Genomic DNA, 24,911 nt, shown 5'->3' with positions numbered 1-24,911 from the left:
CCTCTTAGTCACCATTGTGGCGATTCTAGTGGGACAGGGATTGCTTACGGTCCCCCAGAGAATGAAACCAGATTAAGCGATTCAGCAATAGATACGCTGATATAACAAAGAGAAAACGGCATCGCCATGTTATCAAAACTACTGACTAAAGTTATCGGTAGCCGTAACGACCGCACTCTGCGTCGTATGCGCAAAATTGTTGATCAAATCAATAAGCTAGAGCCTCAATTTGAAAGCCTACAAGATCATGAGCTGAAAGCAAAAACAGCTGAATTTCGTGAGCGTTTAGAGCAAGGTGAAACGCTAGATCAACTACTACCAGAAGCCTTCGCGACCGTTCGTGAAGCATCCAAGCGTATTTACGGTATGCGCCACTTCGATGTCCAGCTGCTTGGCGGTATGGTATTGAATGATTGTAAAATTGCAGAAATGCGTACCGGTGAAGGTAAAACTCTGACAGCAACTCTTCCTTCATACTTAAATGCTTTAACAGGTAAAGGCGTTCATATCGTAACCGTGAACGATTACCTAGCAGCACGTGATGCCGAAACTAACCGTGAGTTATTTGAATTCCTCGGCATGACTGTAGGTGTAAATGTTCCTAATATGTCACCACCGGCAAAAAAAGAAGCGTATGCCGCAGATGTCCTTTATGGAACAAATAACGAATTTGGCTTTGACTACTTGCGCGATAATATGGCATTCCGTCCAGAAGATCGTGTTCAACGCGAACGTTTCTTCGCAGTAGTCGATGAAGTTGACTCCATCTTAATCGATGAAGCACGTACTCCGCTTATCATTTCAGGTCCTGCTGAAGACAGCTCTGAAATGTACATTAAGATCAATGAATTAATTCCTTTACTAGTTCGTCAAGATAAAGAAGATAGTGAAGAGTACCGTGGTGAAGGTCACTACACAGTCGATGAAAAATCGAAGCAAGCTTATTTAACTGAAAATGGTCAGGAGTTTGTTGAAGAGCTATTGATTAAAAATGGCTTAATGGCAGAGCACGATACCTTGTACTCTCCAGCAAACATTAGCTTGTTGCACCACGTAAACGCGGGTTTACGTGCACACGTGTTATTTGAAAAAGACGTTGATTACATCGTTCAAGATGACGAAGTGATCATCGTTGATGAACACACTGGTCGTACCATGCCGGGTCGTCGCTGGTCAGAAGGTCTTCACCAAGCCGTTGAAGCGAAAGAAGGCGTGAAGATCCAAAACGAGAACCAAACGTTAGCATCGATTACTTTCCAGAACTACTTCCGTTTATACGATAAGCTTTCTGGTATGACAGGTACGGCTGATACTGAAGCGTTTGAATTCCAGTCTATCTACGGTCTAGATACGGTTGTACTTCCTACTAACCGTCCAATGGCGCGTATCGATAACGGTGACTTGGTTTACATGACAGAAACTGAAAAGTTTGCTGCAATTAGCCAAGATATCAAAGAGCGTGTACAAAACGGTCAGCCTTGTTTGGTGGGTACGGTATCGATTGAAAAATCAGAGTTACTGTCTAATGCGCTTAAGAAAGAAGGCATTAAACATAACGTACTAAACGCAAAATTCCACGAAAAAGAAGCGGATATTATCGCAGAAGCGGGTGCGCCGGGTGCGGTAACTATTGCAACTAACATGGCCGGTCGTGGTACCGATATCATGCTGGGTGGTTCGTGGAAGACTGATGTTGAAAAACTCGATAATCCAACTGATGATCAAATCGCGAAGATCAAAACCAAATGGCAAGAAAAACATGATGCAGTCTTAGCGTCAGGTGGCTTGCACATCATTGGTACTGAGCGTCACGAATCTCGTCGTATCGATAACCAGCTACGTGGTCGTGCGGGTCGTCAGGGGGATGCAGGTTCTTCTCGTTTCTACTTATCTATGGAAGATGGCTTAATGCGTATCTTCGCTTCAGATCGTGTTTCAGGCATGATGAAGAAGTTAGGTATGGAGCAAGGCGAAGCGATTGAGCACCCTTGGGTATCAAAGGCTATCGAGAACGCGCAACGTAAAGTTGAAGGTCGTAACTTCGATATTCGTAAGCAGTTGCTTGAATTTGATGATGTTGCTAACGATCAGCGTAAAGTGGTTTACGAATTACGTGATGAATTAATGCATGCTGAAGATATCAGCGAAATGATTGAGCACAACCGTGAAGACGTGCTAAATGCATTAATGGATAGCTATATTCCACCACAATCGCTTGAAGAAATGTGGGATATCAAAGGGCTAGAAACTCGCCTGAAAGATGATTACGATCTTGAGTTACCAATTCAACACTGGCTTGATACCGAAGATAAACTTTACGAAGAAGCACTTCGTGAGCGCATTGTAGAAAAAGCGCTTGAAGTTTACCGTGAGAAAGAATCAGTTGTTGGTGCTGAAGTGCTACGTAACTTCGAGAAAACAGTGATGCTACAGAACCTTGATACGCTATGGAAAGAACACTTAGCGGCAATGGATCACTTGCGTCAAGGTATTCACTTACGTGGTTATGCACAGAAGAACCCTAAGCAGGAATACAAGCGTGAATCGTTTGAACTGTTTGAAGAAATGCTAGATAACTTGAAGAGTGATGTTGTTTCTATCTTAAGTAAGGTACGTGTACAGCAGCAGGAAGAAGTTGATCGCATGGAAGAAGAGCGTCGTCAAATGGCAGAAATGCTAGCACGTCGTCAACAGTTCCAGCATCAAAGTGCAGAAAGCCAAATCACTGATGAGTCATCAGAAGAGCCTGAAGCTCAACAAGGTACTTACGAGCGTGAAGAGCGTAAAGTAGGTCGTAATGAGCCTTGTCCTTGTGGTTCTGGTAAGAAGTACAAGCAATGTCACGGTAAGATCAATTAAGATTGTTTTTATTGTAGATACTAAAAAAGTCGCTCTAGGGCGACTTTTTTATTGGCTGAAAATCAAGGCTAATGATGTAGATTCTAGTGGATCTTCAGCTAATTTATTAAGCGAAAGACTGCTGTATTTTATCGAGTACAGCTTGATTAGCATCAGGGAAAGGGTAATCAGCAAGTGCATTGATAGCGACCCACTCCCCCGGTTGACCTTCTTTACCAAAGGCTTCGCCATCAAATTGATGGATCAGAAAGAAATCAAACTTTAATGATTTATCTGAATAATCATGAGCAAGGCTAATAAAAGGTTCAACGTCAGTGGCATGAATACCGACTTCTTCTTGCAGTTCACGGATAACCGCTTGCTTTGCTGTTTCACCTGTTTCTACTTTTCCGCCAGCAAACTCCCATAAGCCACCTTGATGCGCTTTATCGGCACGGCGGGTAATGAAAATATGCTTTTTCTCTGTATCTAAAATAATGCCTGCCGCAATCCAAACTTGCTTTTTATCCATACTGTTAGTAACCCATATCGTCAGACCAGCCATCTGAATCTGATAGATCAGGTGCACCGGGAATAGATTTTTCTTCTTCCGCCCATTCGCCAAGATCGATTAATTGGCAGCGTTTACAGCAAAAAGGACGAAATGGACTCTGCTCACCCCAAACCACTTCAGTTTTACAGGTAGGACACTTTACGACAGTAATATTGGTATTGGTTGTTGATTGAGACACAAAAACCTCAGCAAATGGCTAATTTAAATTCAATATCGCTTGCGACAGGATCTCCTTCCACAAAGGGAGAGAAACGAATAGCAAAGCGACTACGATGTCCCGATATCATAGGATAAACGCCATCTTTAGCGCAAATTTCTAGCCGTAATAAACAGGCATCTTCAGCGTCATACTGGAAGAAGCCATTACGGGCATGATTGGTTTTATATTGTGCGCTTTCTCGGGTTAACTTCAACCAGAGATTGAGTGCTTCGTTAAGTTCTGAAAGCTCATGTAACCAGCTTTTCATTGCCTGTTGTTTGTGTTCATCGCTAAGGTGCAGCCAGTGATGTAATGACGGCAGATCAAAACAACAACTACCACCTGGAATCGAGAAACGTTGTTTTATACTGGAAAGAAAACGATCTTCTCGTAGATTCTGTCCTAGGCGAGGAGATGAAATTAACGCTTTATGGGCTTGCTCCATCGAATCGATCATTTGTTGCAGCGCATACTCGTCAACACCATCAATGTTTAACCAATTCATCAGTTGCTGACGTTGTTTCTCTATATCTTTGGCAAGATCGGTTTTAACTTGTACTTGGTCTAAGATCTCAAGCAAATCAAAAAGGGCATGGAAGAAGATTTTATATTGCCAAGGATCATTTTGGTTGCTGCTGTGATGCATTTGTTGCAAGAGATAATCAAGGCGTAAATAAATACGGACTTTTTCTGTCAAAGGGTGTTCATAGCGCGTCATTTGCGTAGCTTGCATAAAGGGAATACCAAACAGGAGCCAAGATCGTAATAAGAATTATCATAGTTAAGACGTCATTTTACTACAGCTCATGATCCATTTTGAGATATTGCCTGTGAAGTTGCGCGATTTGTAATGTTAATGCTGGACTATCACCAAAATTAGTAATGACATCATCTGCGGCATCCAACCGTTGTTGGCGCGTTGCTTGGCTCGCTAAGATATTTTTGATTTGCTCAATTGAGACATTATCACGTTGTTGTGTTCGTTCGATTTGGGTTTGCTCATCGACATCAACAACCAATAAACGATTGGTGAGGGTTTGTAGATTATTCTCAACCATCAATGGCACGACTAATAAACAATAGGGAGATTTGCTTAATTTAATATCATGCAGCATTTTTTCACGGATCAAAGGGTGAAGTAGCTCATTTAACCATTGCTTTAATTCAGGTTGACTAAAAATAGCCTCACGCAGTTTTGCCCGATTTAACGTACCATCTTTAAGTAAAATATCAGCACCAAGTTTTTCGATAATAGTGTTCAAACCGACGGTATTCGGCTCGACGACTTCACGTGCAACAATATCGGCATCAATAATATCAATGCCGTAGTTATCAGCAAATAAGTTAGCAACCGTGGTTTTACCGCTACCAATTCCGCCTGTTAGGCCAATGACAATACTCATTATCTACATTCCTAAGTACGAAGTAACATACCAATTCACAATAGGCTCGCCCCATAACAATGCAATCCAACCAGCAACCGCAAGGTAAGGGCCGAATGAGAATGGCGTCTGGTTATCAGCATCTTGCATTTTCAGCAATACAATACCGCACAGCGCGCCGACTAAAGATGAGAGTAACACTACAAACGGTAGTAACTGCCAGCCAAGCCATGCACCTAATGCGGCGAGTAATTTAAAGTCGCCATAGCCCATGCCGTCTTTTTTAGTCAGTAATTTAAAGACCCAGAATACGCTCCACAGTGATAAGTAACCTGCCATTGCACCAATCACCGAATCGGTCAGAGATACAGGGCTAATACCCATTACAGAGAGTAAAATACCCGCCCACATTAGCGGTAAGGTAATTTGATCGGGCAGGAGCATTTTATCGACATCGATAAAGGTAAGCGCAATTAACGCGAAGGTGAAAAAGATCACTACGATTGCCCACCATGTCGGTGGCAACATCAGCGATACCGTTAAGCTCATTGCTGCAGTTAGTAATTCAATCGCTGGGTAGCGTTTGCTTATTGGCGCTTTGCATTCTTTGCATTTGCCGCCCAGAGCTAGCCAACTGATCACTGGAATATTTTCCAGTGCACTAATGGCGTGATTACAGTGTGGGCAGCGTGAACGTGGCACACTTAAATTAAAGACCGAATCGTCTGGCTGGTTATCCATTTCAGGAAAACATTCTTGGCACTCTTTACGCCATTGGCGTTCCATCATCATCGGTAAGCGGTAAATCACCACATTTAAAAAACTACCGACTAACAGACCAAAAATAACGGCAAAAAGGGGATATAACCAAGGGTAATAGGAAAGTACTGCCATGTGAGGATCTCTTAAAAATTAGGTGGTTATTGTAAGGCAAACGGCTAGGTGATCCTAGCCGATGATTATGGGGAATGAATACAGTGATTAACTTATAAGGTGGTTACTTAAATAGTATTAACCCATTACACTCATTAAGGTGAAGATTGGCATATACATGGCAACCAGTAAGCCACCAATTAAGCCACCCAAAATAATAATAATGAACGGCTCTAAAATTTGTCCGAGGTTATCAACGGTATTATCAACATCGGCTTCATAGATTTGTGCCATTTTATTCAGCATGTCATCGAGTGAACCTGATTCTTCACCTATCATCACCATTTGTAACATGAGTTCAGGAAAGACCCCTGATTGACGTAGGGCTAAATACAGCGGCATACCGCCAGCGGTACTTTCGTAAACTTCTTCAATCGCCTTTTCGATATACAAGTTGCCACAGGTTCTTCCAGCTGATTGAATGCCGGATAACAATGGAATACCCGCCATAAAAGTAGTAGCTAAAGTGCGGGAAAAACGGGCAACGGTCGCTTTTAGTAATACATCACCAAAGATAGGTAACTTTAAGGCAAACCGATTGGCTTTATAGCGAAAGTCATCAGATTTTTTATAAAAATAACGATATAGGAATACCGTTGCCCCAACACCAGACCCAAGATAGACGCCATAAGCGATGAGAAAATCTGAAGCATGGATAACAACTTGAGTAAAAATTGGTAGTTCAGCACCGAAGCCATTAAATATTTGGGCAAACTGCGGAATAACAAAGACTAGCATTAAAACGGTAACAAGAACGGCTGTTAATGTAACCATTGCAGGATAAATCATCGCCTTGATCACTTTTTTACGCATCGCTTCACTTTTTTCACGGTACACTGCAATGCGGGCAAAGACTTGTCCTAAGTGACCGGTTTGTTCACCGGTTGCGACTAAATCGCAATAGAATTTGTCAAACAGTGGCGAGCTTGAACGCATCGCACTGGAAAGAGAAGCGCCAGACTCAACTTGGGTGGTAATTTGCAGCAGGGTAGCGCGCATTTCAGCTTTATTATAACTGCTTGCCATTAATTGAAGGGCTTGTACTACAGGGACACCGGATTCGATCATGGTGGCAAGCTGACGGGTTACTGCAGTGACATCTTCCCCTTTCATTTGATCGCGCATTTTGGTCAAAAAAGAGGGTGAGGTTTTCTTGATTTTTTTGACCACAATTTTTTGTTCAACCAGTTGGTGACGCACTTCTTGTTCTTGAAAGCCCAAAGTGGTGCCTGAGACTTTACGCCCTGCTTGGTTGGTTCCCCGCCAGTTGTAATAACGAATTTTAGTGGCTGCTGTACTCATAAGCGGAATTCTCTATCAAACAATTAATACAAAGTAGGGGAGGTTATAACTGTAATACCCGTTGTAATTCAGCAAGGCTGGTAATGCCGTCAGTTAATTTTTCAATGCCGGATTCTTTAAGCCGTTTCATCCCTTGTTGGGCGGCAATATCTTCTAATTGCAGTGCAGTAGCATTGGTCATTAAGGCTTCGGCGATTTCGCGGCTAAATACCATGACTTCATAAATACCAACGCGCCCTGCGTAGCCTTTATTGCAATCATCGCACCCGGCGTTATTGGCTTTATATACACTGGTGTTTTGTGGCAGGTTTAATCGTTGGCAGGTGATCGGATCAAGCGGGTGCGGTTGTTTGCAGCTTTTACATAAGCGACGGGCAAGACGCTGGGCGATAATTAAGCTCAGTGATGAGGCGAGGTTAAAATCTTCCACTCCCATATTGGTTAAACGGGTAATGGTTTCGGCGGCAGAATTCGTATGTAAGGTTGATAATACCAAGTGCCCGGTTTGGGCGGCTTTTACAGCAATGGATGCTGTTTCTAAATCACGGATCTCACCAACCATCACAATGTCGGGGTCTTGACGCAAAAATGAACGTAGGGCATCGGCAAAGCTTAAGCCGACTTGCTGATTAATTTGTACTTGGTTAATACCGGGCAGGTTAATTTCTACTGGATCTTCGGCAGTCGAAATATTGCGCTCATCAGTATTTAAAATATTTAACCCAGTATACAGCGAGACGGTTTTACCACTACCCGTTGGGCCGGTAATTAATATCATCCCTTGCGGGCGTTCAAGGGCGGTTAAATAATCGGATTTTTGTTTATCATTATAACCCAAAATATCGATATTAAGATTCGCTGCGGAGCTATCTAATATCCGTAGTACGACTTTTTCACCCCACAGAGTCGGCAGGGTAGAAACACGTAAATCAATCGCCAAATTATCCGAAAGTTTTAGCTTTATTCGTCCGTCTTGCGGTTGGCGACGTTCGGCAATATTGAGCTTCGACATTACCTTTAAGCGGGTCGATAAACGGCGCGATAAGCTTGATGGTGGGGTTAAGTGCTGATGCAAAATACCATCACAGCGAAAGCGAATCCGGTAGTTATGTTCATAAGGTTCAAAATGAATATCTGAGGCTTTTCGACGTACTGCATCTAATAATACTTGGTTGATATAACGGGTAACAGGAGCGCTGTCTTGGCTTAAATCGGTAGCATCATCGAGTTCAGCATCACTAATATCAACCAGTTCACCTAAGTCGGCATCACTGACTTGTTTACTATGACTGGTTTCACCAATATCACTGCCGTAAACACGACGAATGGCAGATTCTAATTGTTTGTTTTCTAAAACTAGAAACTCAACAGTTTTACCGATTGCAAAACGAAATTCGTCTTGCGCATCCACATTAGTTGGGTCGCTAACCCCTAGAAATAAGCTGTTGGCATCTTGGGTTAATGGCAGCGCACGATGACGCAGTACTAATTCTCGTTGGTAAACACTTTGACAACAACCGTCATAGTCATAGTGGTGAACATCGACTTTTTGTAATCCAAATAAATTAGCCAAGTTATCAGCTAAATCTACATCACTAAGGATACCTAAACGGGTTAAGGCGGTCGGGACGTTAATCCCTTCCGCCGTAACAAACTCGACCACTTGTTGTTCTTGCTCTGGGCTAATTAAATTAGCTTGAGCCAAGATGGAAGCGAGGTTGGTTTGCATATTATGTTATTAACAGCCTTTAGGCTTATATTCAGAGGGGATATCAGTTGTACAGGTCCAACCAGATGTACTCTTCTCGAATTTAGCGTATTTACCTTGTAGTACACTTGAGACATTAGAAGGTGAAAATGTAAATTTAACGCCTGTAGCTCCTGATGCAGCTGTTGGTGATGCTGGGTCAAGAGCTAATCCGCCAAGAGAACCAGCTGCACTTGCAGTTGTACCAATAGCAGCTAAAGTCATTGGCCCCTTTCCTGTTTCTTGTACTTGCATGTCAAAGTTAGTTAATACAGCCCTTAAAGTAGCTACGCCAGTAGAAGCCTCTGATTTCACTACGTAGTTTTGATATGCTGGAATAGCAAAAGCACTTAAAACCCCAATGATCGCTACTACGATCATCAATTCAATAAGTGTAAAACCCTGTTGTTTTTTCATTTCTCTGTCCTTAAGTAACAAAATAATAAATGCGTTAACGTTATAAATTCGCTAATGGAATTATGTTCAGAATAGAGGCTTTATTGTTAGAGTGAATAACGAAAAAGGGATAGCTCGGCACGGGTGGTAAAAAAAAATCAGGCGTTGCAGAAGTTGCAAAGCTCAAAGCGAGTAACCGCTCGTAATTAGATTTGATTTTTATAAAATTCAGTAAGATGTGAAGTAGAAAGAGAAAAATCAGTGATTATTTTTCTCTTTCTTTATAAATTAAGGTACCAGTTCAATATTTGTGTCACAAAAAATTGATAGTGAATAGGTGTTATTTAAAGCGCATCGATAAGTCCATCGCTTTAACGTGCTTAGTCAGTGCACCTACCGAAATATAATCCACGCCAGTTTCAGCACATTCGCGGATATTGCTAAGGGTAATATCACCTGAGTTTTCTAATGCCACGCGTCCAGCGTTAAACGCGACGGCTTCACGCATCATGGTTAAGGTAAAGTTATCCAGCATTACAATATCAGCACCGGCTTCAATGGCTTGTTTTAGCTCTGCCAGACTTTCTGTTTCTACTTCGACAGGTTTATTTGGATTAAGCTGCTTAGCTGTAGTGATGGCTTGCTCAATACCACCACAAGCAATGATGTGGTTCTCTTTTATAAGGTAAGCATCAAACACGCCAATACGGTGATTAAAGCCACCACCGCAAGTCACGGCATATTTTAATGCGCTACGCAGACAAGGAACAGTTTTACGGGTATCGAGTAGGCGAGTGTTGGTGCCTTCTAACTGTTTTACATATTCGGCGGTTAATGTCGCGCAACCGGATAGGGTTTGGATAAAGTTCATCGCGTTACGCTCGCCAGTAAGCAGCGCTCGTGACGGGCCTGATAGGGTACACAAGGTTTGATTAGGCTCAACCACATCACCATCTTCTACGTGCCAATCAATATTTACTTCACCACCGAGTTGCTTAAATACTTCATCAGCCCACATTTTGCCGCAAAATACGCCATGTTCGCGGGTAATGATGGTGGCAACGCCTTGGCTATCGGCAGGGATTAGATTGGCTGTAATATCGAGATTGGCATCAATCTCACCACCTAAATCTTCGCGAAGTGTATCGGCAACAGTACGGCTGATCTCGATTGGGAGAAGTTGTTTAAGGTAAGCGAGGCGGGCACTGCTATCGTGTTTGTGTTCCATATCTGTCTTCTTGTATCCATTGCGCGTTTAGCAGCAAAAGTGCTGCGAATGATGGCGCAAATCATACCGTGAGAAAGGAGTGGGATAAAGTGAATACGGGTTAATCGAATGTTAATCACCAAATATTTGGTTGTTTCTATCTATTACTGCGATAGGCAAAAGCGATGAGAGGAAATTGGCTTTTCAATATAAGCTAATGATACTTTACCTGCTAATTTGGTTTTAGTAACACGTAAATAGAAGATGGATTATGACGTTATTGATTAACGATGATCATTGGTTACAGACAGCAAGGCGTGTGCCATCCCCTTTTTGTGATAATAGACCTCATGACGAGATGTCATTGCTGGTGGTACATAATATAAGCTTACCACCGGGTAAATTTGGTGGTCCTTATATTGAGCAGCTGTTTACTGGGCAATTAAACCCTGCAGATGATCCGTATTTTGAAATTATTCATCAGTTTCGTGTTTCTGCTCACTGTTTGATACGCCGAGATGGTGAAATAGTGCAGTTTGTGCCTTTTAATCAGCGTGCTTGGCATGCGGGGGTATCAAAGTTTGACGATCGGGATAAGTGTAATGACTTTTCAATTGGCATCGAATTAGAAGGCACAGATCACCTGCCGTATACTTCTGAACAATATCAAATGCTGACAAAATTGACTCAATCTTTGATGAGCCGTTATCCCGCTATCACCCGAGAGCGTGTAACAGGGCATGAATTTATTGCCCCTGGACGAAAAACCGATCCTGGTTTATCGTTTGATTGGCGACGGTTTAAAAAACAGCTTTAAAAGGGCAGTTATTAGACTAAAGTTTTATTTACGAATGGAAATTGGTCAAATTGGTCTGACCAATTTTCATAATCACTCTGCTTTTTATTCCTTCCTATCACCTTTTTCGTTGCTTGGCTGTTTCTAGCTCTGAATATGTAATGTTTTATTAATAAGTCAAAAGTTTAATTTTTTGTTAAAACCAACTTCGTTCTATGATTTCAATCAAGTTGCGTGTGGACATCTTTATTTATTTCTGTAAACTTTCACCCGGTAAAATAATTGGTAATACCAATTATCCGATGATTCGGTCTTTATGAAACGGGATTAATATAAGAAGCGTCGATAAAAATGACTTATAAACGCATTAAACAACCAAAGCTTTCTGATGCTATTGAGCAGGAATTGGAGCGCTTGATTTTAGAGGGAATTTTGTCCCCAGGTCAGCAATTACCTCCAGAGCGAGAGTTGGCAAAACAATTCGATGTTTCTCGTCCTTCCGTTCGTGAGGCGATCCAACGTTTAGAAGCAAAGCATTTGCTTACTCGTCGCCAAGGCGGCGGAACATTCGTAAAAGAAAAGTTATGGCAAAGTTTTTCTGAACCCTTATTGGATCTATTAGCGACTCATCCGGAAACACAATTAGATTTATTGGAAGCTCGCCATGCACTAGAAGGCTTAGCCTCTTATTTTGCGGCATTGCGAGGTAACGAAGAAGATTTTGTTCGCATTCGCGATTGTCATCAGCGTATTCAAGACGCGCAGCAACAAGGGGATTTACCCTTAGAAGCTAGCGCGGTGATGCAATATCTTATTGCGGTAACAGAATCGGCTCACAATGTGGTGTTACTGCATATTATTCGTAGTTTAGCGCCGCTACTTGAGCAAAACGTATTACAAAATTTCGAACTCCTAAACCGCCGACCTGAGGTGGTGGAGAAAGTAAGAAAGCACCGAGCTAATATTGTGCAGGCGATTGTTTCTGGTGAGCCTGAAAAGGCCCGTGAAGCATCGCACGCACATTTGGCTTACATCGAGGAAACCTTGTTGGATTTATCGCGTGAAGATAGCAGGCGTGAACGCTCTCTTCGTCGGATTCAACAGCGCAAGGACGGGTTAGAGTCTTAACTTCATACCTAAAAACGAAGTTAGACCTAGTCGCGACATTGTTAGTAGATTATCAACGAAAGGATAGATCGCATGTCTGAAGTCATGAAAAGTGACGTGGATGTACTGGAAACTCAAGATTGGTTAGAAGCACTTGAATCAGTAGTCCGTGAAGAAGGTGTAGAACGCGCACAGTTCTTACTTGAGCAAGTATTAGAAAAAGCTCGTTTAGATGGTGTAGATATGCCGACTGGCGTAAACACAAACTACATCAACACAATTCCAGCAGCACAAGAACCCGCGTATCCAGGTGATGTAACATTAGAGCGTCGTATCCGTTCTATCATCCGTTGGAACGCAATCATGATCGTTCTACGTGCATCTAAGAAAGATTTAGACTTAGGCGGCCACATGGCTTCTTACCAGTCTGCTTCTGCTTTTTACGAAGTATGTTTCAACCACTTCTTCCGTGCGCCTAACGATGTTGATGGCGGTGATTTGGTTTACTACCAAGGCCACATTTCTCCAGGAATTTACTCTCGTGCGTTTGTTGAAGGTCGTCTAACTGAAGAGCAGCTAGATAACTTCCGTCAAGAAGTTGATGGTAAAGGTATTCCTTCATACCCACACCCTAAACTAATGCCTGAATTCTGGCAGTTCCCAACGGTTTCTATGGGCCTAGGTCCAATTTCTGCGATCTACCAAGCGCGTTTCCTTAAGTACTTAGAAGGTCGTGGCCTTAAAGATACTTCAGCTCAGCGCGTATACGCGTTCTTGGGCGATGGTGAGATGGATGAGCCAGAATCACGCGGTGCTATTTCTTTCGCTGCGCGTGAGAAACTAGACAACCTATGTTTCCTAATCAACTGTAACCTACAGCGTCTAGACGGCCCAGTAATGGGTAACGGTAAGATCATTCAAGAGCTTGAAGGTCTATTTAAAGGTGCTGGTTGGAACGTTGTTAAAGTGATCTGGGGTAACAACTGGGATGCGCTACTAGCAAAAGATACGACGGGTAAGCTTCTACAGCTTATGAACGAAACTATCGATGGTGACTACCAAACATTCAAATCTAAAGATGGCGCTTATGTACGTGAGCACTTCTTTGGTAAGTACCCTGAAACAGCGGCACTTGTTTCTGACATGACTGATGAGCAAATCTTCGAGTTGAAGCGTGGTGGTCACGATTCTTCGAAACTATTTGCAGCATTTAACAATGCAAAAGAAACAAGCGGTAAGCCAACGGTGATCCTAGCTAAGACTGTTAAAGGTTACGGTATGGGTGAAGCGGCTGAAGGTAAGAACATCGCTCACGGTGTTAAGAAGATGGACATGACTCACGTTCAATACTTACGTGATCGTCTAGGTCTACAAGATCTTATCTCTGAAGAAGATCTTAAGGCTCTGCCTTACCTAAAACTGGAAGAAGGCTCTGCTGAGTACAACTACTTACACGCTCGTCGTGATGCGCTACACGGTTACACACCTAAGCGTAGTCCTAAGTTTACTCAAGAATTTAAAGTGCCTGAGCTTGATGCATTTGCGCCACTACTAAGTGAGCAGAAGCGTGAAATTTCAACCACTATGGCTTATGTTCGTGCGCTAAATATTCTTCTTAAAGATAAAGCGATCGGTAAGAACATCGTGCCAATTATCTGTGATGAAGCGCGTACGTTCGGTATGGAAGGTCTGTTCCGTCAGGTTGGTATCTACAACCCAGATGGTCAGACTTACACACCAGAAGATAAAGGCATCGTTTCTTTCTACAAAGAAGCGACATCTGGTCAGGTACTTCAAGAAGGTATCAACGAACTAGGTTCAATGGCATCTTGGGTTGCTGCTGCAACATCTTACAGCACCAACGATCTTCCAATGATCCCATTCTACATCTACTACTCAATGTTCGGTTTCCAACGTATTGGTGACATGGCATGGCTAGCAGGTGACCAACAAGCACGTGGCTTCCTACTAGGCGCTACTGCTGGTCGTACAACACTGAACGGTGAAGGTCTACAGCACGAAGATGGCCACAGTCATATTCTTGCAAACACAGTACCTAACTGTATCTCTTACGATCCAACGTTTGCTTACGAGCTAGCGGTTATCATGCAAGACGGTATTCGTCGCATGTACGGTGAAAATCAAGAGAACATTTACTACTACCTAACAGTAATGAACGAAAACTACGCAATGCCAGCAATGCCAGAAGGCGCTGAAGCAGGCATTCGTAAGGGTATTTACAAGCTTGAGTCTCACGCTGGTGATAAGTCTAAAGTTCAGTTAATGAGCTCTGGTACTATCATGAACGAAGTACGTAAAGCGGCACAGATCCTAAGTGAAGAGTACGGTGTAGCGTCTGATGTTTACTCTGTAACATCATTCAACGAACTAACTCGTGATGGTCAAGATTGTGAGCGTTACAACATGCTTCACCCAACTGCAGAGAAGAAGGTTCCTTACCTAACAACTGCAATGGGTTCTGAGCCTGCAATCGCTGCAACGGACTACATGAAGAACTACGCAGAACAAGTACGTGCATTCATGCCATCTGAGTCTTACAAGGTTCTTGGTACTGATGGTTTCGGTCGTTCTGATAGCCGTGCAAACCTACGTCGTCACTTCGAAGTGAATGCTGGCTATGTTGTTGTTGCTGCACTTTCTGAACTCGCTAAACGTGGCGATATTGATAACGCAGTAGTTGTAGATGCAATTGCTAAGTTCGATATCGACGCTGACAAGATCAACCCGCTATACGCATAAGAGGCAAATTAAAAATGGCAATCGAAATTAATGTACCAGACATCGGTGCGGATGAGGTTGAAGTAACTGAGATTCTTGTTAGCGTTGGCGACAAGGTTGAAGAAGAGCAATCACTGATCACTGTTGAAGGCGATAAAGCTTCAATGGAAGTTCCTGCTTCTCAAGCGGGTATCGTTAAAGAAATCAAAGTTGCTGAAGGCGACACGGTTTCTACTGGTTCTCTAATCATGATTTTCGAAGCCGAGGGTGCAGCTGAAGCTGCACCTGCTCCTGTGGCTGAAGCAGCGCCTGCTGCTCTAGCTCCAGCAGCAGCGGCTGAACTGAAAGAAGTTCATGTTCCAGATATCGGTGGTGATGAAGTTGAATGTACTGAAATCATGGTATCTGTTGGCGATACAGTAGAAGAAGAGCAATCTCTAATTACTGTTGAAGGTGACAAGGCTTCTATGGAAGTGCCTGCACCATTCGCTGGTACAGTTAAAGAAATCAAAATTGTAGAAGGCGACAAGGTTTCTACTGGTTCTTTAATCATGGTATTTGAAGTGGCCGGCACTCCGGTGGCTGGCTCTGCACCTGTTGCTCAAGCAGCAGCGCCTGCTCCAGCAGCACCAGCAGCATCTGCAGCGAAAGAAGTTAACGTTCCTGATATCGGTGGTGACGAAGTAGAAGTTACTGAAATCATGGTATCTGTTGGCGATACAGTGGAAGAAGAGCAATCGCTAATCACTGTTGAAGGTGACAAGGCTTCTATGGAAGTGCCTGCACCATTCGCTGGTACAGTTAAAGAAATCAAGATCGCAGAAGGCGATAAGGTTTCTACTGGCTCACTAATCATGGTATTTGAAGTGGCCGGCACTCCGGTTGCTGGTGCAGCACCTGCAGCACCTGCAGCGGCTCCTGTGGCTCAAGCGGCAGCACCTGCGGCGGCTCCAGCAAAAGCTGAAGCGCCTGCAGCAACAGGTGATTTCGTTGAAAACAACGAATACGCACACGCATCACCAGTTGTTCGTCGTTTAGCTCGTGAGTTCGGTGTTAACCTTGCGAAAGTTAAAGGTACTGGCCGTAAGAACCGCGTTCTTAAAGAAGACGTACAAAACTTCGTTAAAGATGCACTTAAGCGTCTTGAGTCTGGTGCAGCAGCTTCTGCGTCAGGTAAAGGCGATGGCGCAGCGCTTGGTCTACTACCTTGGCCGAAAGTTGATTTCAGCAAGTTTGGTGAGACTGAAGTTAAGTCACTATCTCGCATTAAGAAGATCTCTGGCGCTAACCTACACCGTAACTGGGTAATGATCCCTCACGTTACACAGTGGGATAACGCAGATATCACTGCGCTTGAAGCATTCCGTAAAGAGCAAAACGCGATTGAAGCGAAGAAAGACTCTGGCATGAAGATCACACCACTTGTGTTCATCATGAAAGCGGCTGCTAAAGCACTTGAAGCATTCCCTTCATTCAACTCTTCTCTATCTGACGATGGCGAGAGCTTGATCCTGAAGAAATACGTGAACATCGGTATCGCAGTCGATACGCCAAACGGCCTAGTTGTTCCTGTATTTAAAGATGTGAACAAGAAAGGTATCTACGAGCTATCTGAAGAGCTAATGGCTATTTCTAAGAAAGCGCGTGCTGGTAAGCTAACTGCATCTGATATGCAAGGCGGCTGTTTCACTATCTCAAGCCTTGGTGGCTTAGGTGGTACTGCATTCACACCAATCGTGAACGCACCAGAAGTAGGTATCCTAGGTGTATCTAAGTCTGAAATGAAACCAGTATGGAACGGTAAAGAGTTCGAACCGCGTCTACAACTTCCATTATCACTATCATACGATCACCGTGTGATTGATGGTGCTGAAGGTGCGCGCTTCATCACTTACCTAAATGGCTGTCTATCAGACATCCGTCGTTTAGTACTTTAAGGTTTCACATCCACAACGCCATGCCTACAATGCGTAGGCATGGAATTGTTGTGTAGCTCACAGGCTGCAGTAATTTATTTTTCACTCTGTTAACAGGTCTGTAGACTTGTTGTCCATCTGAAAGATAAACGTATACAAATACGTAAAAGTTACCTGATAGCTTGTTAGGGATATAAGACTTACAACGAGGTCATAATGAGTAAAGAAATTAAAGCCCAGGTAGTGGTGTTGGGTTCAGGCCCTGCTGGTTACTCTGCTGCATTCCGTTGCGCTGACTTAGGTCTAGATACGGTTCTAATTGAAAAATTCAACACACTAGGTGGTGTATGTCTTAACGTGGGTTGTATCCCATCAAAAGCATTACTTCACGTAGCGAAAGTTATCGAAGAAGCAAAAGCAATGGCTGAGCACGGCGTTGTTTTTGGTGAACCACAAACAGACATCGATAAGATCCGTCTGTGGAAAGATAAGGTAATTACTCAGCTAACTGGCGGTCTTGGCGGTATGGCTAAGATGCGTAAAGTTAATGTTGTGAACGGTTACGGTAAATTTACTGGCCCTAACAGCATTGTTGTTGACGGTGCTGATGGCCCAACAACGGTTAACTTTGATAACGCGATTATCGCGGCGGGCTCTCGCCCAATCGAACTACCATTCATTCCGCATGAAGACCCACGTATTTGGGATTCAACAGATGCGCTAGAGCTTAAAGAAGTTCCTGAGAAGTTACTTGTTATGGGCGGCGGAATCATCGGTCTTGAAATGGGTACGGTTTACCACGCGCTAGGTTCTCAAATCGACGTTGTTGAGATGTTCGATCAAGTGATCCCAGCTGCGGATAAAGATATCGTTAAAGTATTTACTAAGCGTATCGCGAAGAAATTCAACCTGATGCTTGAAACGAAAGTAACAGCTGTTGAAGCAAAAGAAGATGGTATTTATGTAACGATGGAAGGCAAAAAAGCACCTGCTGAGCCTGTTCGTTACGATGCTGTTCTTGTTGCTATCGGTCGTGTACCAAACGGTAAGCTAATTGACGCTGAAAAAGCGGGTATCAATGTTGATGAGCGTGGCTTTATTAACGTTGATAAGCAAATGCGTACTAACGTTGCTCACATTCACGCAATTGGTGATGTTGTTGGTCAACCAATGTTGGCTCACAAAGGTGTGCATGAAGGTCACGTAGCGGCTGAAGTTATTTCTGGTAAGAAGCACTACTTCGATCCTAAAGTTATTCCTTCAATTGCTTACACTGAGCCAGAAGTTGCGTGGGTTGGTAAGACTGAGAAAGAAGCGAAAGCTGAAGGTATCAACTACGAAGTTGCTACATTCCCATGGGCGGCATCAGGCCGTGCTATCGCATCTGATTGTGCTGACGGTATGACGAAGATGATCTTCGACAAAGACACGCACCGTGTGATCGGTGGTGCTATCGTAGGTACTAACGGTGGTGAACTACTTGGTGAAATCGGTCTAGCGATCGAGATGGGTTGTGATGCTGAAGATATCGCATTAACTATCCACGCTCACCCAACACTACACGAATCAGTAGGTCTTGCTGCTGAAGTATTTGAAGGCTCTATCACTGACCTTCCAAATGCAAAAGCGGTAAAGCGTAAGAAGTAATTACTACTTGTTATGATAATAAAAAAGCGCCTAAGGGCGCTTTTTTGTTGTCTGCTGTTTAGCAATGCTAACATTTAATTTCAGGTTACAACTTAAACGTACCGACCATGTCATCAAGACGTTGTGATAGTTGGCGTAATGCTTGGCTTGAATCGGCTAATTGCGCGGCTGTTTCTGCGGTTAGCTGAGTGGTTTCATTTATCTCTTCAATATTACAATTAATGTCTTGTACCACGGTTGACTGCTCTTCTGTCGCGGTAGCCACTTGGGTATTCATATCGGCAATTAAACTAATACGCTCAGAAATCGACACTAAAGCAACAGATGCTTGATCAGAAGCTGATACCCCATTTTCAGACAGCTGACGGCTTTGCTCCATCGCAACCACGGCATTGGATGCTTCTTGCTGGAGGCGGTTGATCATCGCTTGGATCTCGTCGGTAGAATCGGCAGTACGACTAGCAAGATTACGCACTTCATCGGCCACGACCGCAACCCCTCGTCCTTGTTCGCCAGCACGTGCTGCTTCAATCGCGGCATTAAGGGCAAGTAGGTTAGTTTGTTCTGAGATCCCACGGATCACATCTAAAATACTACCAATCGACTGGGTATTACTTGCCAGTGAGTCAATGACATCGCTGACTTGGCTAATATCCGATGACAGTTGATTTATGGTATTACGTGCTTCGCCAACAACGGTTTGACCATCATGGGTTTGATACTTAAATGTTTGTAATTCATAAAACGGCTTATATTTATGAGCAAATGAACAGACCATGCACAACGTGACAACGCAATACTGATCAATGAAATGAAAATACGCCGTTATGTATCTGCAAATTTGTTACAAAACTTTAGTGATTTACGTCACTAAATATGACCTGTAGCTAAAAAAGAGAAAATAAAACTAATGTGAAACAAGCGTCTTTTATTTTATGCGTTATAAATATTGAGGATCGCTTTACACATTATGAACAAAGAATTTTCCTAAAATGTGAATGTTGTAAAAAAGCAGTAGTTTTTAAGTTTACGTTAAAAATGGTATAATACTGCACAGTTTTGGTCTCTCCTAAAGGGTTTTGGCTCTGACAATGTTCAGCAAAACATGATTATAAGAATCTAGAGATCACTCACTTCCAAGGATGTTTGGCCTATGGTGCCAGACCGTAATATGAGGAATATGTCGTGCTTGAAGCCTACCGTAAACACGTCGAAGAGCGTGCTGCTGAAGGGGTTGTTGCTAAACCATTGGATGCTGAACAGGTTGCCGCTCTTGTTGAGTTACTAAAAAATCCGCCAGCAGGTGAAGAAAGTGTTCTGCTGGATCTACTAGAAAATCGTATTCCCCCGGGCGTTGATGAAGCGGCATACGTAAAAGCGGGTTTCCTTGCAGCGATCACTAAAGGTGACGCGCAATCACCTATCGTAAGTAAAGAAAAAGCCGCAGAGTTACTCGGCACAATGCAAGGTGGTTACAATATCGAACCACTTATTTCTTTGCTTGATGATGACACGCTAGCTCCGATTTCAGTTAAAGCGTTATCTCATACATTATTGATGTTTGATGCGTTCTACGATGTAGAAGAAAAAGCAAAAGCAGGCAATGTATTTGCTCAGCAAGTTCTCCAATCATGGGCTGATGCTGAGTGGTTCCTATCTAAACCAGCATTGGCTGAAAAAATCACCCTGACTGTATTTAAAGTCACAGGTGAGACCAACACCGATGACTTATCACCAGCACCTGATGCATGGTCTCGTCCAGATATCCCACTTCACGCGCTTGCGATGCTGAAAAATGAACGTGAAGGTATCGTGCCTGATCAACAAGGCTCTGTGGGTCCTATTAAGCAAATCGAAGCGTTAAAAGAAAAAGGTCATCAGCTTGTTTATGTTGGTGATGTTGTAGGTACAGGCTCTTCTCGTAAGTCTGCGACTAACTCTGTGCTTTGGTTCATGGGCGATGATATCCCTTATGTACCGAACAAGCGTGCGGGTGGTTATGTTTTAGGTGGCAAGATCGCTCCTATCTTCTTTAATACGATGGAAGATGCAGGCGCACTACCGATTGAAGTTGATGTAACTCAACTCGCGATGGGTGATGTGATTGATGTGTACCCATTTAAAGGTGAAGTTCGTCGTCACGAAAGTGATGAGCTAGTGTCTACTTTTGGGCTAAAAACGGATGTGCTGATTGATGAAGTACGTGCGGGTGGTCGTATTCCATTGATCATTGGTCGTGGCCTAACCGATCGTGCACGCCAATCATTGGGTTTACCATCATCGGATATTTTCCGTCGTCCTGTTGCGGTTGAAGATAGCGGTAAGGGTTATACCTTAGCGCAGAAGATGGTAGGTAAAGCATGTGGTGTTGAAGGTGTTCGCCCAGGCACTTACTGTGAGCCTAAGATGACAACGGTAGGTTCGCAAGATACCACAGGTCCTATGACTCGTGATGAATTAAAAGACTTAGCATGTCTTGGTTTCTCTGCTGAACTTACGATGCAGTCGTTCTGTCATACCTCGGCTTATCCGAAACCGATTGATGTTAATACTCACCACACATTACCTGATTTTATTATGAATCGTGGTGGTGTATCACTTCGTCCGGGTGATGGTGTTATTCACTCATGGCTAAACCGTATGCTACTGCCTGATACCGTTGGTACAGGTGGTGACTCACATACCCGTTTCCCATTAGGTATTTCATTCCCAGCTGGTTCTGGCCTTGTCGCTTTTGCTGCGGCAACAGGTGTTATGCCGTTAGATATGCCTGAATCTATTCTGGTTCGCTTTAAAGGTGAGATGCAAGAAGGTATCACGCTACGTGATCTGGTTCATGCGATCCCATACTACGCGATTCAGCAGGGTCTACTGACCGTTGAGAAAGCAGGTAAGATCAACGAATTCTCTGGTCGAGTACTGGAGATCGAAGGTGTTGAGCACCTAACGGTTGAGCAAGCATTTGAGCTATCAGACGCATCGGCAGAGCGTAGTGCGGCAGGTTGTACGGTTAAGCTTTCTGAAGAATCGATTGCAGAATACTTAAATTCAAACATCGTGATGCTGAAGTGGATGATTTCTGAAGGTTACGGCGATCGTCGTACCATTGAGCGTCGTATTACTGCGATGGAAGAGTGGTTAGCCAATCCTGAGCTAATGACCGCAGATAGCGATGCTGAATACGCACACGTGATTGAAATTGACTTGGCAGATATCAATCAGCCAATTCTATGTGCGCCAAATGATCCTGATGATGCGCGTTTATTGTCTGACGTTCAAGGTACACAAATTGATGAAGTGTTTATCGGTTCATGTATGACGAACATTGGCCACTTCCGTGCAGCAGGTAAACTGCTAGAGAAATTTGGTGGTCAGCTAGATACACGTTTGTGGGTCGCACCACCAACGAAGATGGATAAAGATCAGCTAACGGAAGAAGGCTACTACGGTATCTTTGGTCGTGCTGGGGTTCGTATTGAAACGCCGGGATGTTCACTGTGTATGGGTAACCAAGCACGTGTTGCAGATAAGGCGACAGTGATGTCGACATCAACCCGTAACTTCCCGAACCGTTTAGGTACAGGTGCCAATGTTTACCTATCTTCAGCTGAGCTTGCTGCAGTTGGTGCTATTTTAGGTCGTATTCCAACGAAGGAAGAATATCTAGAATACGCGAAACAAATTGATGCAACAGCGGCGGATACTTACCGTTACTTAAACTTCCACCGTATGGAAGATTACACTAAGAAAGCGGATGAAGTGATCATTCAACAACCAGCTTAGTCATTGTGCTTAGTTGTTGATTAAATAATAAAAAACGCCTCGAATATTCGAGGCGTTTTTTGTTGGTATGGAAAAAGTTTTTATTAGCGACCTAAGGTGTAAATCGCTGCGACATTACGTGCTGTGAGCTCAACGTTAATTGCAGCTTCTGCAAGTGCTTCAGCTAAACTTACCGAGCGTGGTACGACACTGAATACCGCATCAATACCGTGCTCATAAACAACATCACAGTCATAAGATAAACATCCTGCAATACCAATGACAGGTTTGTTAAAACGCTTGGCCGTACGTGCCACACCAATCGGGGTTTTACCGTGAATCGTTTGGCTATCAATGCGGCCTTCACCAGTGATCACTAAATCAGCGTCTTTTAATACATCTGCTAAATTGACCGCATCCATAACGATTTCTATCCCTGGGCGTAACTGTGCGTTAAATAGTCCAAGTAAAGCAGCTCCCATACCGCCAGCAGCCCCTGCACCTGCCATGTCTTTTACATCAGTACCTAAATCGCGTTTAATGATTTCTGCATAATGGGCGAGGTTGCTATCGAGTTGCACTACCATCTCAGGTGTTGCACCTTTCTGTGGGCCAAATACCTGAGATGCACCTTTTTCTCCACACAGTGGGTTATCGACATCACAGGCAACTTCTAATTTGACCTGAGCAAGACGAGGGTCGATATTACTAATATCAATATGGTGTAAGCGAGCTAACGCACCGCCGCCGAAGCAAATTGGGTTGTTGTTTTCATCCTGTAGACGTACCCCCAACGCTTGTGCCATCCCGATACCACCATCGTTAGTTGCGCTACCACCGATACCGACGATGATGTGTTCAACTCCTTTATCTAATGCTGCGAGAATTAATTCACCAGTCCCAAAGCTGGTGGTTAACATGGGGTTTCGCTGCTCAGGGCTAACAAGATGTAAACCGGAAGCTGCAGCCATTTCAATAATCGCGGTTTTTCCATCCCCCATTAAGCCGAAGAAGCCATTCACTTGTTCGCCTAACGGTCCTGTTACTGTGCACTCAATAATGCGACCGTTGCTAGCATCCACCAATGATTGAACTGTGCCTTCACCACCATCAGCCATGGGAAGCTTTATGTATTCAGCGTTTGGTAATACTTGGCGGAAACCGTTTTCAATCGCGGTAGCCACTTCCATTGCCGTTAAGCTTTCTTTGTAAGAATCAGGAGCAATAATAATTTTCATAATAATGAGCTCTAAACGAAGAGAAGGAATACGAGCATTTTTGTTATGGTTACGTCATTGTGTAGCACGATTTGCGTCTACTTGTGGTATTGAGTTGCATTTCTTGAGTAGATCCTGACAATGGGCGGCAGCATATAGGCTGTATTTTATCAGCTTATTAAAGCAAGAAGATCATCTATGAGGAACGAAAGGTATGGACTACGAATTTAAAAAAAATACCTTGGACGGTACTTATCACGCTATTTTCTCTATGGGTCATGAAGTATTGGGTCGTTGGATCATTGAAGAAATAGGTAAGGATACCGAGAAGCTCGATCTCATCATGGATCAACTTAGTGCAATGAAAAACAGTAGCCAAGAATGGCGTTTAGTGGGGGAGGAATTAACCCTATTATTGCAAGATAATGAAGCCTTGGTTCAAGCTAACTGTTTGTTTTCAGAAGAAGAGGAAGACTTTGAAGAGGATTTTCATTTCTATGATGAAGAAAGTCTTTCTGTTTGTGGTTTTGAAGATCTTGAGCAAGTGTTAGAAGGTTGGCGTACTTTTATTGCGCGTTTTTAATTTTCTTATCGAGCTTTAAAAATAGAATTGATTTGAGGCGTTTTTATGCTTCATGTTAGTGAGGAGGCTGCACTGTGATGGTGCAGCCTTTTTTCGTTAATTTCCTTTAAATATCTTAAGCTATTGAATTTTAATGTAAATAAAAGTTGGCACAATGCTTGTTTGTTAAATAACTGTAAACATCAAGGATTGGGTATTTGAGGAGCAAGCAATGAAGATAATTAACGCCATTATTAAGCCATTTAAATTAGACGACGTACGTGAAGCATTAGCCGATGTCGGTGTAGAAGGTATGACCGTCTCGGAAGTCAAAGGATTTGGCCGACAGAAAGGGCATACAGAGCTTTACCGTGGTGCTGAATATCAGGTTGATTTTTTACCTAAGGTGAAAATTGAAATTGCAACGCAAGCTCAGAATTTAGATGCCATTGTTGAAGCTATCAGCAATGCCGCACAAACCGGGAAAATCGGTGACGGCAAAATTTTTGTTTACGATCTTGAGCACGCGGTACGTATTCGTACCGGTGAAGTGGACACAGAAGCACTGTAGTTCACAACAATAAAAG

19 protein-coding genes and 1 pseudogene are annotated in these 24,911 nt (G+C 43.3%); 9 read left to right on the top strand and 11 right to left on the bottom strand.

Annotated elements, in window-relative coordinates; all coding sequences use genetic code 11:
- Nucleotides 1–126 precede the first annotated feature (126 nt).
- Nucleotides 127–2,859, top strand: coding sequence for a preprotein translocase subunit SecA (secA, locus tag C9J41_RS09420; RefSeq protein WP_107206557.1), 2,733 nt, complete (start codon nucleotides 127–129; stop codon nucleotides 2,857–2,859).
- 106 nt (nucleotides 2,860–2,965) lie between these two features.
- On the opposite strand, the gene mutT is transcribed toward secA, so the two are convergent.
- The 9 genes from mutT to nadC form a co-directional block, all read right to left on the bottom strand.
- Nucleotides 2,966–3,370 (bottom strand): 8-oxo-dGTP diphosphatase MutT, encoded by a 405-nt coding sequence (gene mutT, locus C9J41_RS09415; protein ID WP_107246333.1) that lies wholly within the window; start codon nucleotides 3,368–3,370, stop codon nucleotides 2,966–2,968.
- Nucleotides 3,371–3,374: 4 nt separating this feature from the next.
- Complete coding sequence (gene yacG / locus C9J41_RS09410) at nucleotides 3,375–3,590, bottom strand: DNA gyrase inhibitor YacG (protein ID WP_107206559.1); 216 nt, start codon at nucleotides 3,588–3,590, stop codon at nucleotides 3,375–3,377.
- A 7-nt stretch (nucleotides 3,591–3,597) separates the two neighbouring features.
- A complete protein-coding gene (zapD, locus tag C9J41_RS09405) occupies nucleotides 3,598–4,344 on the bottom strand; it encodes a cell division protein ZapD (RefSeq protein WP_369917495.1) in 747 nt (248 codons plus the stop codon).
- A 64-nt stretch (nucleotides 4,345–4,408) separates the two neighbouring features.
- Entirely contained in the window at nucleotides 4,409–5,014 is a 606-nt protein-coding gene (gene coaE / locus C9J41_RS09400) for a dephospho-CoA kinase (RefSeq protein WP_107292438.1), read from the bottom strand.
- A gap of 3 nt (nucleotides 5,015–5,017) precedes the next feature.
- On the bottom strand, nucleotides 5,018–5,887 hold the full coding sequence (locus tag C9J41_RS09395; protein WP_107260213.1) for an A24 family peptidase: 870 nt from the start codon (nucleotides 5,885–5,887) through the stop codon (nucleotides 5,018–5,020).
- Nucleotides 5,888–6,004: 117 nt separating this feature from the next.
- Nucleotides 6,005–7,228 (bottom strand): type II secretion system F family protein, encoded by a 1,224-nt coding sequence (locus tag C9J41_RS09390; RefSeq protein WP_107294490.1) that lies wholly within the window; start codon nucleotides 7,226–7,228, stop codon nucleotides 6,005–6,007.
- 43 nt (nucleotides 7,229–7,271) lie between these two features.
- On the bottom strand, nucleotides 7,272–8,957 hold the full coding sequence (gene pilB, locus C9J41_RS09385; protein ID WP_107294489.1) for a type IV-A pilus assembly ATPase PilB: 1,686 nt from the start codon (nucleotides 8,955–8,957) through the stop codon (nucleotides 7,272–7,274).
- 9 nt (nucleotides 8,958–8,966) lie between these two features.
- A complete protein-coding gene (locus C9J41_RS22030; protein WP_107294488.1) occupies nucleotides 8,967–9,392 on the bottom strand; it encodes a prepilin-type N-terminal cleavage/methylation domain-containing protein in 426 nt (141 codons plus the stop codon).
- Between the two features lie 319 nt (nucleotides 9,393–9,711).
- Nucleotides 9,712–10,599 carry a carboxylating nicotinate-nucleotide diphosphorylase gene (gene nadC, locus C9J41_RS09375; RefSeq protein ID WP_107294487.1) on the bottom strand — a complete coding sequence of 296 codons (888 nt, stop codon included), beginning with the start codon at nucleotides 10,597–10,599 and terminating at the stop codon, nucleotides 9,712–9,714.
- A gap of 250 nt (nucleotides 10,600–10,849) precedes the next feature.
- Here nadC and ampD point away from each other — a divergent pair, with 250 nt between their 5' ends.
- The 5 genes from ampD (at nucleotide 10,850) to lpdA (ending at nucleotide 18,783) form a co-directional block, all read left to right on the top strand.
- On the top strand, nucleotides 10,850–11,395 hold the full coding sequence (ampD, locus tag C9J41_RS09370; RefSeq protein ID WP_107206566.1) for a 1,6-anhydro-N-acetylmuramyl-L-alanine amidase AmpD: 546 nt from the start codon (nucleotides 10,850–10,852) through the stop codon (nucleotides 11,393–11,395).
- Nucleotides 11,396–11,725: 330 nt separating this feature from the next.
- Nucleotides 11,726–12,502, top strand: coding sequence for a pyruvate dehydrogenase complex transcriptional repressor PdhR (gene pdhR, locus C9J41_RS09365; RefSeq protein ID WP_107246344.1), 777 nt, complete (start codon nucleotides 11,726–11,728; stop codon nucleotides 12,500–12,502).
- 72 nt (nucleotides 12,503–12,574) lie between these two features.
- Entirely contained in the window at nucleotides 12,575–15,241 is a 2,667-nt protein-coding gene (gene aceE, locus C9J41_RS09360; protein WP_107206568.1) for a pyruvate dehydrogenase (acetyl-transferring), homodimeric type, read from the top strand.
- Between the two features lie 14 nt (nucleotides 15,242–15,255).
- Complete coding sequence (gene aceF / locus C9J41_RS09355; protein ID WP_107294486.1) at nucleotides 15,256–17,157, top strand: pyruvate dehydrogenase complex dihydrolipoyllysine-residue acetyltransferase; 1,902 nt, start codon at nucleotides 15,256–15,258, stop codon at nucleotides 17,155–17,157.
- A gap of 195 nt (nucleotides 17,158–17,352) precedes the next feature.
- Nucleotides 17,353–18,783: a dihydrolipoyl dehydrogenase gene (gene lpdA / locus C9J41_RS09350; RefSeq protein ID WP_107294485.1), complete on the top strand. Its 1,431-nt coding sequence runs from the start codon at nucleotides 17,353–17,355 to the stop codon at nucleotides 18,781–18,783.
- A gap of 85 nt (nucleotides 18,784–18,868) precedes the next feature.
- Here the strand turns inward: lpdA and C9J41_RS09345 are convergent.
- A pseudogene (locus C9J41_RS09345) lies at nucleotides 18,869–19,501 on the bottom strand (methyl-accepting chemotaxis protein); the annotation flags it as partial.
- 467 nt (nucleotides 19,502–19,968) lie between these two features.
- Between C9J41_RS09345 and acnB the strand changes: the two are divergent.
- Nucleotides 19,969–22,566 (top strand): bifunctional aconitate hydratase 2/2-methylisocitrate dehydratase, encoded by a 2,598-nt coding sequence (gene acnB, locus C9J41_RS09340; RefSeq protein ID WP_107246347.1) that lies wholly within the window; start codon nucleotides 19,969–19,971, stop codon nucleotides 22,564–22,566.
- Between the two features lie 83 nt (nucleotides 22,567–22,649).
- Here the strand turns inward: acnB and C9J41_RS09335 are convergent, their stop codons facing one another.
- Nucleotides 22,650–23,783, bottom strand: coding sequence for a glycerate kinase (locus C9J41_RS09335; RefSeq protein ID WP_107294484.1), 1,134 nt, complete (start codon nucleotides 23,781–23,783; stop codon nucleotides 22,650–22,652).
- Nucleotides 23,784–23,976: 193 nt separating this feature from the next.
- On the opposite strand from C9J41_RS09335, the gene C9J41_RS09330 reads away from it, so the two are divergent.
- Nucleotides 23,977–24,345, top strand: a complete 369-nt coding sequence (locus C9J41_RS09330; RefSeq protein ID WP_005371287.1) for a YacL family protein — start codon at nucleotides 23,977–23,979, stop codon at nucleotides 24,343–24,345.
- Nucleotides 24,346–24,556: 211 nt separating this feature from the next.
- Nucleotides 24,557–24,895 carry a P-II family nitrogen regulator gene (locus C9J41_RS09325; protein WP_008987933.1) on the top strand — a complete coding sequence of 113 codons (339 nt, stop codon included), beginning with the start codon at nucleotides 24,557–24,559 and terminating at the stop codon, nucleotides 24,893–24,895.
- Nucleotides 24,896–24,911 lie beyond the last annotated feature (16 nt).

The sequence above is a fragment of the Photobacterium sp. GB-50 genome (assembly GCF_003026755.1).
In the GTDB taxonomy this organism is placed as follows: Bacteria; Pseudomonadota; Gammaproteobacteria; order Enterobacterales; family Vibrionaceae; genus Photobacterium.
The sequence above is the reverse complement of the archived record's forward strand: the minus strand, read 5'-3'. Positions and strand labels throughout refer to the sequence as shown.

What these genes read in the sequence shown, in the direction of transcription:
- secA (WP_107206557.1), top strand. Translation starts at nt 127, where the DNA reads ATGTTATCAAAACTACTGACTAAAGTTATCGGTAGCCGTAACGACCGC.
- mutT (WP_107246333.1), bottom strand. Translation starts at nt 3,370, where the DNA reads ATGGATAAAAAGCAAGTTTGGATTGCGGCAGGCATTATTTTAGATACA.
- zapD (WP_369917495.1), bottom strand. Translation starts at nt 4,344, where the DNA reads ATGCAAGCTACGCAAATGACGCGCTATGAACACCCTTTGACAGAAAAA.
- coaE (WP_107292438.1), bottom strand. Translation starts at nt 5,014, where the DNA reads ATGAGTATTGTCATTGGCCTAACAGGCGGAATTGGTAGCGGTAAAACC.
- C9J41_RS09395 (WP_107260213.1), bottom strand. Translation starts at nt 5,887, where the DNA reads ATGGCAGTACTTTCCTATTACCCTTGGTTATATCCCCTTTTTGCCGTT.
- C9J41_RS09390 (WP_107294490.1), bottom strand. Translation starts at nt 7,228, where the DNA reads ATGAGTACAGCAGCCACTAAAATTCGTTATTACAACTGGCGGGGAACC.
- pilB (WP_107294489.1), bottom strand. Translation starts at nt 8,957, where the DNA reads ATGCAAACCAACCTCGCTTCCATCTTGGCTCAAGCTAATTTAATTAGC.
- C9J41_RS22030 (WP_107294488.1), bottom strand. Translation starts at nt 9,392, where the DNA reads ATGAAAAAACAACAGGGTTTTACACTTATTGAATTGATGATCGTAGTA.
- nadC (WP_107294487.1), bottom strand. Translation starts at nt 10,599, where the DNA reads ATGGAACACAAACACGATAGCAGTGCCCGCCTCGCTTACCTTAAACAA.
- ampD (WP_107206566.1), top strand. Translation starts at nt 10,850, where the DNA reads ATGACGTTATTGATTAACGATGATCATTGGTTACAGACAGCAAGGCGT.
- pdhR (WP_107246344.1), top strand. Translation starts at nt 11,726, where the DNA reads ATGACTTATAAACGCATTAAACAACCAAAGCTTTCTGATGCTATTGAG.
- aceE (WP_107206568.1), top strand. Translation starts at nt 12,575, where the DNA reads ATGTCTGAAGTCATGAAAAGTGACGTGGATGTACTGGAAACTCAAGAT.
- aceF (WP_107294486.1), top strand. Translation starts at nt 15,256, where the DNA reads ATGGCAATCGAAATTAATGTACCAGACATCGGTGCGGATGAGGTTGAA.
- lpdA (WP_107294485.1), top strand. Translation starts at nt 17,353, where the DNA reads ATGAGTAAAGAAATTAAAGCCCAGGTAGTGGTGTTGGGTTCAGGCCCT.
- C9J41_RS09335 (WP_107294484.1), bottom strand. Translation starts at nt 23,783, where the DNA reads ATGAAAATTATTATTGCTCCTGATTCTTACAAAGAAAGCTTAACGGCA.
- C9J41_RS09330 (WP_005371287.1), top strand. Translation starts at nt 23,977, where the DNA reads ATGGACTACGAATTTAAAAAAAATACCTTGGACGGTACTTATCACGCT.
- C9J41_RS09325 (WP_008987933.1), top strand. Translation starts at nt 24,557, where the DNA reads ATGAAGATAATTAACGCCATTATTAAGCCATTTAAATTAGACGACGTA.